The 13,888-nt window shown below is 69.5% G+C and carries 14 protein-coding genes and 2 tRNA genes (1 of these 16 only partly in view); 13 read left to right on the top strand and 3 right to left on the bottom strand.

Translation table 11 applies throughout. The features are described from left to right. Positions 1-14 precede the first annotated feature (14 nt). The 5 genes from GKC29_RS10640 to GKC29_RS10660 all read left to right on the top strand — a co-directional run bounded on the left by GKC29_RS10640 (position 15) and on the right by GKC29_RS10660 (position 4,893). Positions 15-557 (top strand): hypothetical protein, encoded by a 543-nt coding sequence (locus tag GKC29_RS10640; RefSeq protein ID WP_155330665.1) that lies wholly within the window; start codon positions 15-17, stop codon positions 555-557. A gap of 319 nt (positions 558-876) precedes the next feature. Continuing rightward, complete coding sequence (metK, locus tag GKC29_RS10645) at positions 877-2,103, top strand: methionine adenosyltransferase (RefSeq protein WP_155330666.1); 1,227 nt, start codon at positions 877-879, stop codon at positions 2,101-2,103. Beyond that, positions 2,103-2,384 (top strand): DUF6059 family protein, encoded by a 282-nt coding sequence (locus tag GKC29_RS10650; RefSeq protein WP_155330667.1) that lies wholly within the window; start codon positions 2,103-2,105, stop codon positions 2,382-2,384. Before metK ends, GKC29_RS10650 begins: the two co-directional genes overlap by 1 nt. Before the next feature lie 26 nt (positions 2,385-2,410). Next, complete coding sequence (gene ahcY / locus GKC29_RS10655; RefSeq protein ID WP_155330668.1) at positions 2,411-3,868, top strand: adenosylhomocysteinase; 1,458 nt, start codon at positions 2,411-2,413, stop codon at positions 3,866-3,868. Positions 3,869-3,930: 62 nt separating this feature from the next. Beyond that, positions 3,931-4,893, top strand: coding sequence for a carbohydrate kinase family protein (locus GKC29_RS10660; protein ID WP_155334078.1), 963 nt, complete (start codon positions 3,931-3,933; stop codon positions 4,891-4,893). Between the two features lie 53 nt (positions 4,894-4,946). On the opposite strand, the gene GKC29_RS10665 is transcribed toward GKC29_RS10660, so the two are convergent. Further along, positions 4,947-5,420 carry an SRPBCC family protein gene (locus tag GKC29_RS10665; protein WP_196255849.1) on the bottom strand — a complete coding sequence of 158 codons (474 nt, stop codon included), beginning with the start codon at positions 5,418-5,420 and terminating at the stop codon, positions 4,947-4,949. A 115-nt stretch (positions 5,421-5,535) separates the two neighbouring features. Here GKC29_RS10665 and GKC29_RS10670 point away from each other — a divergent pair, with 115 nt between their 5' ends. The 3 genes from GKC29_RS10670 (at position 5,536) to GKC29_RS10680 (ending at position 8,412) form a co-directional block, all read left to right on the top strand. Continuing rightward, complete coding sequence (locus tag GKC29_RS10670; protein WP_155330670.1) at positions 5,536-6,048, top strand: GNAT family N-acetyltransferase; 513 nt, start codon at positions 5,536-5,538, stop codon at positions 6,046-6,048. 270 nt (positions 6,049-6,318) lie between these two features. Further along, on the top strand, positions 6,319-6,717 hold the full coding sequence (locus GKC29_RS10675; RefSeq protein ID WP_155330671.1) for a hypothetical protein: 399 nt from the start codon (positions 6,319-6,321) through the stop codon (positions 6,715-6,717). A gap of 312 nt (positions 6,718-7,029) precedes the next feature. After that, entirely contained in the window at positions 7,030-8,412 is a 1,383-nt protein-coding gene (locus tag GKC29_RS10680; RefSeq protein ID WP_155330672.1) for an IS1380 family transposase, read from the top strand. A 264-nt stretch (positions 8,413-8,676) separates the two neighbouring features. Here GKC29_RS10680 and GKC29_RS10685 read toward each other — a convergent pair whose 3' ends face one another. Together GKC29_RS10685 and GKC29_RS10690 are read right to left on the bottom strand one after the other, a co-directional pair. Then, complete coding sequence (locus tag GKC29_RS10685; RefSeq protein WP_155330673.1) at positions 8,677-8,940, bottom strand: hypothetical protein; 264 nt, start codon at positions 8,938-8,940, stop codon at positions 8,677-8,679. 268 nt (positions 8,941-9,208) lie between these two features. Continuing rightward, a tRNA-Gly gene (locus tag GKC29_RS10690) sits at positions 9,209-9,282 on the bottom strand. Between the two features lie 414 nt (positions 9,283-9,696). On the opposite strand from GKC29_RS10690, the gene GKC29_RS10695 reads away from it, so the two are divergent. From GKC29_RS10695 to clpX, 5 genes are all read left to right on the top strand, one after another. Next, positions 9,697-9,770: transfer RNA gene (locus GKC29_RS10695), tRNA-Pro, on the top strand. 144 nt (positions 9,771-9,914) lie between these two features. Next, positions 9,915-11,261, top strand: coding sequence for a trigger factor (gene tig / locus GKC29_RS10700; RefSeq protein ID WP_155330674.1), 1,347 nt, complete (start codon positions 9,915-9,917; stop codon positions 11,259-11,261). Between the two features lie 173 nt (positions 11,262-11,434). Then, positions 11,435-12,076 (top strand): ClpP family protease, encoded by a 642-nt coding sequence (locus tag GKC29_RS10705; RefSeq protein WP_155330675.1) that lies wholly within the window; start codon positions 11,435-11,437, stop codon positions 12,074-12,076. 14 nt (positions 12,077-12,090) lie between these two features. Continuing rightward, a complete protein-coding gene (locus GKC29_RS10710; protein ID WP_155330676.1) occupies positions 12,091-12,753 on the top strand; it encodes an ATP-dependent Clp protease proteolytic subunit in 663 nt (220 codons plus the stop codon). Positions 12,754-12,961: 208 nt separating this feature from the next. Further along, positions 12,962-13,888: the 5' portion of an ATP-dependent Clp protease ATP-binding subunit ClpX gene (gene clpX / locus GKC29_RS10715; protein ID WP_155330677.1), read on the top strand. Its footprint extends 363 nt past the window's final position; the window shows 927 of its 1,290 coding nt (coding positions 1-927); it begins with the start codon at positions 12,962-12,964; the stop codon falls past the right edge of the window.

Genomic DNA, 13,888 nt, shown 5'->3' on the forward strand with positions numbered 1-13,888 from the left:
GGGGAGGGGACGACATGGCCGACCAGACACAGCCGTGGGCCGAACGCACCGTCGAGGTGCCGCCGCAGCCGGGGGGCGGCGTGCCGCAGCAGCGGGACGCCTTCCGGCGGGGGGTGGCCCCGGTCGGACGGTCCGGTACGCCCCGCACCGAGCCGTTCCCGGTGGTCGAGGAGCCGACCGGCACCGGCTGGCCGGGCGCGGCGGCACCGCGCCGCCCGATGAGCTGGCACATGGCCCAGCTGCGCCGCGGCGCGGAATGGAGCGCCGCCGGCGTCCTCTTCGCGTTCGTCTGCTGGGGGATCTGGGCGATCTCCGGCGGCGGCGACCTCGTCGCCCCGTTGCTGATCTTCGTGCTGAGCCTGCTCGTCGCGGCCGGCCTGTTCGCGCTTGCCCGGTTGGTCGGTCGGGTGGTGCTGGAGCAGCGCCTGGGCCGGGTACGGCACAGCGCGCGCGGCGCTCACCTGGTGACGGCGGTCTTCCTGACCGGCCTCGGCATCGCGTGGCTCCAGCAGACGGAGTGGGTCGTCTCGGCCTGGAACTGGATCACCAACAACTAGGTTCGGGAACTGCCCCGGGTTGGGGCCGCGCGGGCGGGTCGGCGAATTCGCCGACCCGCCCGCGCGGCCGTCGCGGGATGCCGCGACCCCGTCGTCCTCCCACCAGGCCGGCCGGCGCATACCCGGCGTGACGCGGATCATCCCCGCCGGCCGGCGCGGGTCGCCGCCGTCCGGGTCGACCATTCCGTCGTACCTGCAGAGCGGGCGCGTCGGACGGCCTCTGCCGCCGCGTTGAGCCAGCGTTGACCGGGGCTCGCGAGAATCGACCGCCGTAGGACGGAAGCGCGCACCCCGAGGAGTCCCCTTGACGTACGCACCCATGACCGGGCCGGTCGCCGGAGAGCCGGCCGACCGCCCGGGGCGCCGGCTGTTCACGTCCGAGTCGGTCACGGAAGGCCATCCCGACAAGATCGCCGACCAGATCAGTGACGGGATCCTCGATGCGTTGTTGGCGGAGGATCCGCGGAGTCGGGTCGCGGTGGAGACGTTGATCACGACTGGTCAGGTGCACATCGCGGGTGAGGTGACCACGAAGGCGTATGCCGACATCCCGACGATCGTGCGTCGCACGATCCTGGATATCGGCTATGACTCGTCGAAGAAGGGTTTCGACGGTGCCTCGTGTGGGGTGAGTGTGTCGATCGGGGCGCAGTCGGCGGACATCGCGCAGGGTGTGGACAACGCGTTCGAGTTGCGTACGGGTGCGTCGGAGAGTGCGTTGGACGCGCAGGGTGCCGGTGACCAGGGGATGATGTTCGGCTTCGCGTGTTCGGAGACGCCGGAGTTGATGCCGTTGCCGATCGCGTTGGCGCATCGGTTGTCGCGGCGGTTGGCGCAGGTGCGTAAGGACGGCACGGTGCCGTATCTGCGGCCGGATGGTAAGACGCAGGTGACGATCGAGTACGAGGGTCTGCGTCCGGTGCGGTTGAACACTGTTGTGGTGTCCAGCCAGCATGCGGCGGACATCTCGTTGGAGTCGCTGCTCACCCCGGATGTTCGGGATCATGTGATCACGCCGGAGGTGGAGTCGCTGGGGTTGGATACCGAGGGGTACCGGTTGTTGGTGAATCCGACGGGCCGGTTCGAGATCGGTGGTCCGATGGGTGATGCCGGGCTGACCGGTCGGAAGATCATCGTGGATACGTACGGCGGGTACGCGCGGCACGGTGGTGGGGCGTTCTCGGGTAAGGATCCGTCGAAGGTGGACCGGTCGGCGGCGTATGCGATGCGGTGGGTGGCGAAGAACGTGGTCGCCGCGGGTCTGGCGGAGCGGTGTGAGGCGCAGGTGGCGTATGCGATCGGTAAGGCGCATCCGGTGAGTTTGTTCATCGAGACGTTCGGCACGGAGACGGTGCCGGTGGAGCGGATCGAGAAGGCGGTCACGGAGGTGTTCGATCTGCGGCCGGCGGCGATCATCCGGGATCTGGACCTGATGCGGCCGATCTACGCGCAGACCGCCGCGTACGGGCACTTCGGTCGGGAGTTGCCCGACTTCACGTGGGAGAGCACCGACCGCGCCGCCGACCTGAAGAGCGCGGCAAGCTGATGGGCTGGTTCCGGCGCGTCGTGTCCGAGCTCGGGCTCGGACTGAGCCTGTTCGGGGCGTCGGTCGCCGGGATCGATCCCCGGGAGATCATCCGGCAGCACCGGCGACGGCACGCCCCGCCGCCACCGGCCGACGACCGCCCGGACCGGGCGCCGTCCGCGGCCGGCGTGCCCTCGGATACGAGCGCGGCGGGGCACCCGCCGCCCGGCCATCCGGAACGTCTCGTTCCACACCAGCCGCTCACCGACGAGGAGCGGCGGCTCTGGTCCCAACTGCCCTGACCCAACCACGACTGAGGAGCGTGACCATGCCGGAAGCCCTGGTTCGTACGGCCGGCGATTTCAAGGTGGCGGATCTGTCGCTTGCTGAGTTTGGGCGTAAGGAGATCCGGCTCGCGGAGCATGAGATGCCGGGTTTGATGGCGATCCGTGGTGAGTTCGCCGAGGCGCAGCCGTTGGCGGGTGCGCGGATCACGGGTTCTTTGCATATGACGATTCAGACCGCCGTGTTGATTGAGACGTTGGTGGCGTTGGGTGCGCAGGTGCGGTGGGCGTCGTGCAACATCTTCTCCACCCAGGACCATGCGGCGGCGGCGGTCGTGGTCGGTCCGGACGGTACGCCGGACAGCCCGGCGGGTGTGCCGGTGTATGCGTGGAAGGGCGAGAGCCTTCAGGAGTACTGGTGGTGCACGGAGCAGGTGTTGGCGTGGCCGGATGGTGGGGGTCCGAACATGATCCTCGATGACGGTGGGGACGCCACGTTGTTGGTGCACAAGGGTGTGGAGTTTGAGAGGGCGGGTGTGGTGCCGCCGGTGGAGTCGGCCGACAGTGAGGAGTACGCGGTCGTCCTGGGTCTGCTGCACCGTTCGTTGGCCGAGGATGGTCAGCGGTGGACGCGGATCGCGGCGGGGATCAGGGGTGTGACGGAGGAGACCACCACGGGGGTGCACCGGTTGTATGAGATGCACCGGGCGGGCATGTTGTTGTTCCCGGCGATCAACGTCAACGATTCGGTGACGAAGAGCAAGTTCGACAACAAGTACGGGTGTCGGCATTCGCTGATCGACGGGATCAATCGGGCCACCGATGTGCTGATCGGTGGGAAGATGGCGGTGGTCCTGGGTTACGGGGATGTGGGTAAGGGGTGTGCGGAGTCGCTGCGGGGGCAGGGTGCCCGGGTGGTGGTGACCGAGGTGGACCCGATCTGCGCGTTGCAGGCGGCGATGGACGGCTATCAGGTGGCCACGTTGGATGACGTGGTCGAGGTCGCGGACATCTTCATCACCGCGACGGGTTGTTTCGATGTGATCACGAATGAGCACATGGCGCGGATGAAGCACCAGGCGATCGTGGGGAACATCGGGCACTTCGACAACGAGATCGACATGGCCGGGTTGGCGAAGCGGCCGGATGTGTCCCGGGAGAACATCAAGCCGCAGGTCGACCTGTGGCGGTTCGATGACGGGCACGCGGTCATCGTGTTGTCCGAGGGTCGCTTGTTGAACCTGGGTAACGCCACCGGGCATCCCAGCTTCGTGATGTCGAACAGTTTCGCCAACCAGACGATCGCGCAGATCGAGTTGTACGCGAAGACCGACCAGTACCCGGTCGGGGTGTACGTGCTGCCCAAGCACCTCGACGAGAAGGTCGCCCGGCTGCATTTGGCCGCCCTCGGCGCGAAACTGTCCACCCTGACCAAGGAACAGGCCGCCTACCTCGGAATCTCCCCCGAGGGCCCGTTCAAACCCGACCACTACCGCTACTGACCGGGAGGAGTCCCGCCGTGGGCGCGATCGCGGTCACCGGGTCCATCGCCACCGACCACCTCATGCGGTTTCCGGGGCGCTTCGCCGAGCAGTTGCTCGCCGACCAGTTGCACCGGGTCTCGCTGTCCTTCCTCGTCGACGACCTGGTCGTCCGCCGCGGCGGGGTGGCGGCCAACATCGCGTACGGCCTCGGCCGGCTCGGCCTGCGGCCGGTGCTGCTCGGCGCGGCCGGCGCCGACTTCGACGACTACCGCTCCTGGCTGGAACGGCACGGGGTCGACTGCGACTCCGTCCACATCAGCGCCGACGCGCACACCGCCCGGTTCGTCTGCACCACCGACGCGGACGAGTGCCAGATCGCCTCGTTCTACCCGGGCGCCATGGCCGAGGGCGACCGGGTCGAGATCGCCGCCGCGGCGGCCCGGCGCAATGGGCTCGACCTCGTCCTGGTCGCCGCCGACGATCCGGCCGCGATGCTCCGGCACGCCGCCCGCTGCCGGGAACTGGGCCTGCCGTTCGCGGCCGACCCCTCCCAGCAACTCGCACTGCTCTCCGGCGAACAGGTCCGCCAGTTCGTCGACGGTGCCGAGTTCCTGCTCACCAACGAGTACGAGAAGGACCTGCTCGAAGCCAAGACGGGCCTGACCGCCGCCGAGGTCCGGCACCGCGTCCGGGTGCAGGTCACCACGCTCGGCGCCAAGGGGGTACGCATCACCGGCCGCGACACTCCCACCGTCGAGGTGCCGGCCGTCCCGGTCACCTCGGTGGCCGACCCCACCGGCGGCGGCGACGCCTTCCGGTCCGGCTTCTTCGCCGCGCTCTCCTGGGGGCTCGGGCTGGAACGCGCCGGCCAGGTCGGCAACGCCGTCGCCGCCTTCGCGGTGGAGGCGGTCGGCCCGCAGGAGTACCACCTCGACCACGACCGCCTCGGCGACCGGCTGGCCCGGGCGTACGGCGACCGCTGCGCCGACGAGGTCGCCGCCGCCTGGACGGCCCCGCCCGCCCTGGCGGCCCGAGCCGGCTGAGCCGGGCCCGCGTCCGAGCCGTTGCTCCGGCTCGGGCGCGCCACCGGCAGTGGTCACCCCGCCGGTGGCGCCGCCGCCCTCCGCTGCCAGTTGCGGAACACGAAACGGTGCACCGCCTTCAACCCCAGCCACAGCGCCGGATACAGCGCGGCGTACCGCCGTCCGCGCACCGTCACCGTCGTCATGCGGGTGACCCGGGTACCGCTGCCCGCCGCCGTCAGCTCGAACTCGTCGCCCAGTTCGTCGACGAACCGGTGGAAGCCGATATCGGTCGACTCCATCCGGAACGCCAACCGCGCCGGCGGCTCCCACCGCGTGATCCGCTGCCGCACCACACCCTGCTCGGAGGCGCACTGCCGGCGCGCGCCCACCGCGCCGGGCCCGTCCGGTAGCCGGCACGCGGTGGGCCGGGGCACGCCGAGGCAGAACACCGGGCACCGGGGGCGCAACTCCATGCGCGAGTCACAGAGCGCCGGCCACAGGACCTCGGGCGGATGCGGCACGGTCCAACACGTACGCACCATCATGCGGGCAGCGTACGCGGTTTTGAGCGAGCGCTCAAAACCGTGCGACTCGACGCGGCGCCGGATCCGCCTCACCGGCCCCCACGGCATGCCTGGCGTGCGCGGCTATCGTCGCCGGATGCCCGAACTGATCCCGCCGACCGTCCGCCTGCACGCCGCCTGGCTTCAGGCCCGCGACGAGTGGGGTCCCGGCGTCCACGAGGACGGGTTCGGGCTGCTGCCGTCCGACGAGGTGGACACACCGGCCGGGTTCGCGGCCTGGGTGGCCCGGCTGGCGGACGTGACACCGCCGGACGCCGGACGCGGGCACTGCACGTACCGGTGGATCGTCGACGGCGACCGGGTGCTGGGCGGTATCGCGCTGCGGCACGGGCCCGACGACCTCGTGCGGCGGATCGGTCACATCGGCTACGGCATCCGGCCGTCGGCGCGCCGGCGCGGACTCGCCACCTGGGCACTGGGCGAGATGCTCGGCGAGGCGCGGGCACTGGGCCCGGACCGGTTGCTGGTGGTCTGCGCGGCCGACAACGTCGCGTCGGCCAGGACGATCGAACGCCACGGCGGCGTCCTCGAGAGCGTGCAGGAAAGCGAACTCGGGCCGGCGCGGCGTTACCGGATCACGCTCCGGTGACCGAGGTGCGAGGGATGCTGCGACCTCGGCCTTCGTGGTTGGAGCGGGCGACGGGAATCGAACCCGCACCGTCAGTTTGGAAGAGCGTGCTCAACCGGTCGTGATGCCCGAAACGGCTGCGGCCGGCGGTAGAGCCTTGTGCCCCTGTGCCCGCTCGTGGCCGCTGCGTCTCCCGAGTACTGGCCCGTGGATGGCCTGGCTCAGCCTCGGACTGTACAGGTCACGGCCGCTCTGCGTTGGCGATAGCTGCTGGCTCGTATCCTGCGGGCCATGCCCGTTGATCCGCTCAGCTCGCGCCCACCACTCAGACGAGCGCCCCGCACGTTCATCGCCGCGCTGCTGGTGGTCGGGGTGGTGGTGCCATCCATCATCATCCGTGAGCTGATCGAGGGTGTGATGGGCGCCGGCCCGCTCGCGGATCTCGGCTGGATCGCCGTTCCGATGGCGGCCACGGCCTGGCTTGCGCCTCATGCCTCCTACCGTCGCCGCGACGCACTGTGGTGGTTAACCGGCGGGTTCGGCTTCTACATCTTCGTAGTGATCGCTTGGCGGGTAGCCTTCCTGCCCTATCGCGATTGGCCACCTCAACCCGATGAGGCATCTCGGGTCCGCTGGCTGCAAGACCGTCAACAGGCCGGGTTGTGGTACCTACCCGGGGCAGCACAGTAGGTGGGTCGTGGCCGGGTGGTTGAAGGCGGATCTCCTCGTCGGGCAGTCGTCCGGGGGGGGGGGGGGGGGGGGGGCTGCTAGCCCTTGTGGTGCCGGCGATGTGAGCCGCGGCGGCATCTCTATTAGGAGGGTCGGGGTTCGGGGCGGAGCCCCGAGGTCTTCGGATCCTGGTCGTCCCTAACCTCGGCCTTTCACGGCAGCCGTGATCTTGGATGTCCAGCGGGCCGGTAGATATGGCGAAGTGCCTGCCACGTAAGGAAAACTGCCCGGTGTCGAGTCGTGCAGGTACCCCGCGTGGAAGGCACTTCGTAGGTGCAGGTTACCCAGTGGTCGAAGGGATTGTCCGTCGAGGTCGGCGGTCATGGTGTGGTCTCGCATGTCGGGGCGGCGTTGTTGCGGTTGCTGGCTGATCGCAGCGGGTTGACGCAGGCGTTGTCGGCCGCGCTCAGCCGGCGTGGGTTCGTCCCGGGCCGGGACCGGGGCCGGGTGCTGGTCGACTTGGCGGTGATGATCGCCGACGGCGGTGAGGCGATCGCGGATATTGAGGTGCTGCGCCACCAGAGCGAGGTGTTCGGCCAGGTCGCGTCGCCGGCGACGTGCTGGCGGGCCCTCGATGAGATCAGTGACGTCGGGCTGCGTCGGATCGCCAGGACGCGGGCGAACGTCCGTGCCCGGGTATGGGGCCTGATCGGGTCGGTGCCGTCTGCTCGTGCCGCGGGCCGGGATCTCGGCGAGGGCATGGTGGTGCTGGATGTGGACTCCACGATCGTGCTCGCGCACAGCGACAAGGACGGCGCGGCGGCCACCTACAAGCACACGTACGGCTTTCATCCGATCCTGGTGACCTGCGACAACACCGGCGAACTGCTGACGATCAAACTGCGGCCCGGCAACGCCGGAGCCAACACCGCCGCCGACCACCTCACCGTGCTGACCGAGGCGTTCGCGCAGGTCCCGGTCGCGCACCGGCGGCACCTGCTCATCCGCGGCGACTCGGCCGCCGCCACCCACGCCGTGCTGGACTGGCTGACCGCGCAGGACGCCAAGCGCAACCGACGCGTCGAGTACTCGATCGGTTGGTCGATCGGCGAGGCGGAACGCGCTGCCATCAGCGCGCTGCCGGCCGCGGCCTGGTCACCGGCCCTGGCAGCCGACGGCGGCATCCGCGACGGCGCGCAGGTCGCCGAACTGACCGGGCTGCTGGCTTTGGCCGGCTGGCCGCCCGGCATGCGGGTGATCGTGCGTCGCGAACGGCCGCACCCGGGCGCCCAGTTGTCGCTGTTCGAGGAACGCGACGGCTGGCGCTACACCGCGCTCGTCACCAACACCACCGTCGGCGCCTTGCAGTGGCTGGAAGCCCGCCACCGCGCCCACGCCCGCGTCGAAGACCGGATCCGCTGCGCCAAAGACACCGGACTGCGCCGGCTACCGTCACGCGAGTTCGCCATCAACACCGCCTGGTGCCAGATCGCGGCCATGGCCTGCGACCTGATCGCCTGGCTACAACTGCTCACCCTCGACGGCGACCTGGCCAAAGCCGAACCGAAACGGCTGCGCTACCGCCTGCTACACACCGCCGCCCGCCTCACCCGAGGCCAACGCCGCCGCCAGCTACGCATCCCATCGACCTGGCCCTGGGCCGACCAGATCACCGCCGCTTTCCACCGAATCGCGGCGATCCCCGCCCCCGGCTGACCAGCTCAGCCCTGACCCAACGACCGGAGAACCCAAGGAGACCACGCCCACCGCCGCGACAGACGGCCCGCCACCATGCCCCGGACCCGGTCGCATCGAACACCAGCGATCACAGGCGCGGGAACAAAGCGGCCGACATCAGCCGTGAATGATCGAGGCTAAGCGTGGCCGGCCGGCCCGGCCGATGCCGGCCGGAGGTCGCCAGCAGGCCGGGGCCGGGCCGCCTTGATCCTTGCAAGAGGCCAATTCGACGGTTGTTCGCGGTCACCGCTGTCCGCCGTCGACTGATGCGCGATGCTCGTCCGTCAACTGATCTGCGACACAGTTGGGGCGCAGCGGCGGCAAGCGGTTGTGCGGCATCATCGAGGCGTGGCGAACCTGTTGCAGCGTTGGCGACAACGGGCCGAGACGGCTCGGAAACTCCGTGCGCTGGGAGATTGTCCGGCGTGCGGCCACCCATGGATGGAGCACGGCTTCGGCAATGACGTCGACGGCATGTGCGGTGAATGCGCGTACGAGTTTGAGCATGACCAGCGGGAGACTCCGGAGCCCGGCTGTCGGCTGCCGGCCCCGCCGGTCGACTGAGAAGGCCGCCGGAAGTACTGGAGATTCGGCCGAATACAACACCGGTATCCGGAGGAATCTCCGCCTTTGCCGGATCGCCTGGACCTCGCCTCGGCTCGACATGATCGGCCGGACAGGCCCTCGTGGCCCACGGATGGCCAAGATCGAAGCGGGGGAGTGGCCGACCGGCCCAGGATCGGGGATGCAGCCTCTGACCTGTGCCGGAAGGCGGTGGAGCGGGCGACGGGAATCGAACCCGCACCGTCAGTTTGGAAGACTGAAGCTCTGCCATTGAGCTACGCCCGCATGCGCCCCTCGACAGGGGGACGCGCCGACAGCGTACCCAATGCGGCCGGTGCCCGCGCAGCCGCGCCCGGCGCGTCACCGCCACAAGATCCGCACAACATCAGGGAAAGAGGGGCCTCAAGGGGCGGTCGAGACAGCACTTTCCCTGATGTTGTCGCCTGCCGCCTGCCGCCTGCCGCCTGCCGCCTGCCGCCTGCCGCCTGCCGCCCGGCGCCCGGCGACGCAGGCCGCTGTGGTGTGGCCTCCGTCCCACGCGGTGCGGCCCTTCCGCGCTCCGGCCGGCGCGCCCGGCGGTCACGGTCCTTCGCGCCCGACGGCGAAGGCTTCTGCGGCGCCTTCGAAACGTGGACACGCGGCAGCGGACGCCCCGGGAGACCCCGGGCGGGCGCGGACGGCATAGACTGCTTCCCGCCACGGGGTGTGGCGCAGCTTGGTAGCGCACTCGCTTTGGGAGCGAGGGGCCGTGGGTTCAAATCCCGCCACCCCGACTGTCGTCCGCGACCGGGTCGTCCCGGGCGCCGCCGTTCTCCGCGCGGTTCCCGGGCGCTGCCGGCCGGCCGCGCCGGCTCGCCTACACTCGATGGGCTGTAGAGAGCGCCCAGACCAACCGAGATCCGTCAAGGAGTACGCCTGTGAAGAGCACCGTCGAGACTCTGAGCCCGACGCGCGTGCGGCTCGCCATCGAGGTGCCGTTCGTCGAGCTCGAGCCGAGCCTCAAGAAGGCGTACCGGGAGATCGGCCAGCAGGTCCAGGTTCCCGGCTTCCGCCGGGGCAAGGTTCCGACCGCCGTGATCGACCAGCGGGTCGGCCGGGGCACCGTCCTCAACGAGGCGGTGCAGGAGGCCATCCCGCAGAACATCCTCGCCGCGGTCCGCGAGCACGACCTGAAGACGCTGGGCCGCCCCGAGGTCGAGATCACCGAGTTCGCCGACGGTGACTCGCTGAACTTCACCGCCGAGGTCGACGTCCGCCCCGAGATCACCCTGCCCGACCTGGCCACCATCGAGGTGACCGTCGACGAGCTGCAGATCGACGACAGCGAGATCGACGCCCAGGTGAGCAGCCTGCGCGAGCGGTTCGCCACCCTCAAGACCGTCGAGCGGGCCGCCGCCGAGGGCGACTACGTGCAGATCGACCTGAACGCGACGGTCGACGGCGAGGATGTGCCGGGCGGCTCGGCGAGCAACATCTCGCACGAGGTCGGCAGCAAGCAGCTCCTGCCGGGCCTGGACGAGGCGCTCGTCGGCCTCGCCGCCGGTGACAGCACCACCTTCACCACGCAGCTCGTCGGCGGCGACTACGCCGGCCGGGACGCCGAGGTGGCGGTGACCGTCCGCACGGTCAAGGAGAAGGAGCTCCCGGAGCTGGACGACGACTTCGCCCAGATGGCGAGCGAGTTCGACACGATCGAGGAGCTCCGCAACGACCTGCGTGAGCGGGTGACCCGGGGCAAGCGGGTCGAGCAGATCTACGCCGCGCGGGACAAGGCCCTCGAGCAGCTGGTCGAGGCTGCCGAGGTGCCGGCGCCGGAGGGCGTCGTCCGCGAGGAGGTCGAGAGCCGCAAGGCGGCGATGGTCGACCAGCTGGAGCGCATCGGCGCCTCGCTGGAGGAGTACCTCGCGGCCGAGGAGAAGACCGAGGAGCAGATCGACGAGGAGCTGACCGAGGCCGCCACGCAGGGGGTCAAGATCCAGCTCCTGCTGGACACGATCGCCGACGCGGAGGACACCCAGGTCTCCGACGACGAGTTCGGGCACGAGATCGTCCACCGCGCGCAGCGGGCCGGGATGCCCCCGCAGCAGTACTACGACCAGCTCGTCCGCTCGGGCGCCGCGGGCGCCGTCTACGGCGACGTCCGCCGCGGCAAGGCGCTTGCTTCGATCATGGAGCGGATCACGATCAAGGACACCACCGGCAACGAGGTGAGCCTGGACGCGCTGCGCGCCGCCAGCGAGGCCGAGCACGACCACGAGCACTGATCGTCGCGGTGCGGCCGCCGTCCATCCCTCGCGGTTGGGCGGCGGCCGAAACCCGTTTCCGGGGTACGCCCCGACGGGGCTGCGCTGAGAGCGAACAGTGCCCGGACCGGCGCTCTGGCGTCAGGCTGAGCGGTTAGTGTCGGGTAGGACGGTACGGAGAGCGAAGGGCTGCCATGACCGACATGCACATCCCAGCGACGCCGCTCCGGGCGATCGAAGCCCGCGGTGGCGACAACATTGGCAACCTCGACGACTCGGTCTACAACCGGTTGCTCAAGGAGCGGATCGTCTTCCTGGGCAGCGAGGTGACCGACCAGGTCGCCAACCGCATCTGCGCGCAGCTTCTGCTGCTCGCCGCGGAGGACCCGGACCGCGACATCAACCTGTGGATCAACTCGCCCGGTGGCTCGGTCTACTCGGGCATGGCGATCTACGACACGATGCAGTTCATCGACAACGACGTGTCGACCGTGGCGATGGGCATGGCGGCCTCGATGGGCCAGCTGCTGCTCTGCGCGGGCACCAAGGGCAAGCGGTACGCCCTGCCGCACGCGCGGATCATGATGCACCAGCCGTCCGGCGGCATGGGAGGCACCGCGGCGGACATCGCCATCCAGGCGGAGCAGATGCTCTACACGAAGCGGATGTTCCAGGAGCGGGTCGCCTTCCACACCGGCCAGAACGCCGCTCAGATCGAGGCCGACTCGGACCGGGACCGTTGGTTCACCGCCCAGGAGGCCGTGGACTACGGCTTCATCGACAAGGTGATCACCGGAGCCGCACAGGTTCCGGAAGGCGCCGGGACCCTGAGCTGAGCGAGGAGCTGACGATGACCGACCTGAGCCTGCCGCCGCGGTTCGCGGCCGTGCACAACCGCTACGTCCTGCCGTCGTTCGTCGAGCGCACGTCGTACGGGGTCAAGGAGTCCAACCCGTACAACAAGCTCTTCGAGGACCGGATCATCTTCCTCGGTGTCCAGGTGGACGACGCGTCGGCCAACGACGTGATGGCCCAGCTGCTGACGCTGGAGGGCACGGATCCGGACCGCGACATCATCATGTACATCAACTCGCCCGGTGGCTCGTTCACGGCCATGACGGCGATCTACGACACCATGCAGTACGTCCGTCCGGACATCCAGACGGTCTGCCTGGGCCAGGCGGCCAGCGCGGCGGCGGTGCTGCTCGCCGCCGGCACGCCGGGCAAGCGGATGGCCCTTCCGAACTCACGGATCATCATCCACCAGCCGGCCACCGAAGGCGGCTACGGGCAGGGCTCGGACATCGAGATCCAGGCCCGGGAGATCCTGCGGATGCGGACCCAGCTGGAGGAGATGCTTTCGCGGCACTGCAACCAGCCGGTTGAGAAGGTCCGCAAGGACATCGACCGTGACAAGATCATGACGGCCGAGGAGTCCAAGGAGTACGGGCTGGTGGACACGATCCTCACCAGCCGCAAGAAGGGTCTGCTGGCCGCCAACGCCGCCAGCTGAGCAGCACGGTTGGAGGTCGGTCGGGGGTCCGCTCCCGACCGACCTCTGACACACCCGTTTTGGGGGTCGGAGAAATTCGCGCCAGCGGGTAACGTCGGGTCTGTACCGCCTCGCCGGCCCCTCGCCGGCGCGGCAACGAAGACGGGCGGCGCGCAGCGTCCGCAGGTCATGGCCGGGTCCCCGGCCGATGAGTGCAGGGAGAACGTAGGTGGCACGGATCGGTGACGGCGGCGACCTACTGAAGTGCTCCTTCTGCGGCAAGTCGCAGAAGCAGGTCAAGAAGCTCATCGCGGGCCCCGGGGTCTACATCTGCGACGAGTGCATCGATCTCTGCAACGAGATCATCGAGGAGGAGCTGGCCGAGTCCGGCGAGGTGAAGTGGGAAGAGCTTCCCAAGCCGATGGAGATCTGCCAGTTCCTCGACAACTACGTCGTCGGGCAGGACCAGGCCAAGAAGGCGCTCGCCGTAGCGGTCTACAACCACTACAAGCGGATCCAGGCCGACGCCACCGGCGCGCCCGGCACCGACAGCGTCGAGGTGGCCAAGTCCAACATCCTGCTCCTCGGCCCGACGGGGTGCGGCAAGACACACCTCGCCCAGACCCTGGCCCGGATGCTGAACGTCCCGTTCGCCATCGCGGACGCCACCGCCCTGACCGAGGCCGGCTACGTCGGCGAGGACGTGGAGAACATCCTCCTCAAGCTGATCCAGGCCGCCGACTACGACATCAAGCGCGCCGAGACCGGAATCATCTACATCGACGAGGTCGACAAGATCGCGCGGAAGTCGGAGAATCCGTCGATCACGCGGGACGTCTCCGGCGAGGGTGTCCAGCAGGCGCTGCTGAAGATGCTGGAGGGCACGGTCGCGAACGTGCCGCCCCAGGGCGGCCGGAAGCACCCGCACCAGGAGTTCATCCAGATCGACACCACCAACGTGCTGTTCATCTGCGGTGGTGCCTTCGCCGGCCTCGACCAGATCATCGAGGCGCGCACCGGCCACGGCGGCACCGGCTTCGGGGCCCGGCTCCGGTCCGTCTCCGAGCGCTCGACGGACGACATCTTCAGCCAGGTGATGCCGGAGGACATGCTGAAGTTCGGCCTGATCCCGGAGTTCATCGGCCGTCTCCCGGTG

The organism is Micromonospora sp. WMMC415 (assembly GCF_009707425.1).
Lineage (GTDB): Bacteria > Actinomycetota > Actinomycetes > Mycobacteriales > Micromonosporaceae > Micromonospora.

Coding starts and splice junctions, on each gene's coding strand:
- GKC29_RS10640 (WP_155330665.1), top strand. CDS start 15: ATGGCCGACCAGACACAGCCGTGGGCCGAACGCACCGTCGAGGTGCCG.
- metK (WP_155330666.1), top strand. CDS start 877: ATGACCGGGCCGGTCGCCGGAGAGCCGGCCGACCGCCCGGGGCGCCGG.
- GKC29_RS10650 (WP_155330667.1), top strand. CDS start 2,103: ATGGGCTGGTTCCGGCGCGTCGTGTCCGAGCTCGGGCTCGGACTGAGC.
- ahcY (WP_155330668.1), top strand. CDS start 2,411: ATGCCGGAAGCCCTGGTTCGTACGGCCGGCGATTTCAAGGTGGCGGAT.
- GKC29_RS10660 (WP_155334078.1), top strand. CDS start 3,931: ATGCGGTTTCCGGGGCGCTTCGCCGAGCAGTTGCTCGCCGACCAGTTG.
- GKC29_RS10665 (WP_196255849.1), bottom strand. CDS start 5,420: ATGATGGTGCGTACGTGTTGGACCGTGCCGCATCCGCCCGAGGTCCTG.
- GKC29_RS10670 (WP_155330670.1), top strand. CDS start 5,536: ATGCCCGAACTGATCCCGCCGACCGTCCGCCTGCACGCCGCCTGGCTT.
- GKC29_RS10675 (WP_155330671.1), top strand. CDS start 6,319: ATGCCCGTTGATCCGCTCAGCTCGCGCCCACCACTCAGACGAGCGCCC.
- GKC29_RS10685 (WP_155330673.1), bottom strand. CDS start 8,940: ATGCTCAAACTCGTACGCGCATTCACCGCACATGCCGTCGACGTCATT.
- GKC29_RS10705 (WP_155330675.1), top strand. CDS start 11,435: ATGACCGACATGCACATCCCAGCGACGCCGCTCCGGGCGATCGAAGCC.
- GKC29_RS10710 (WP_155330676.1), top strand. CDS start 12,091: ATGACCGACCTGAGCCTGCCGCCGCGGTTCGCGGCCGTGCACAACCGC.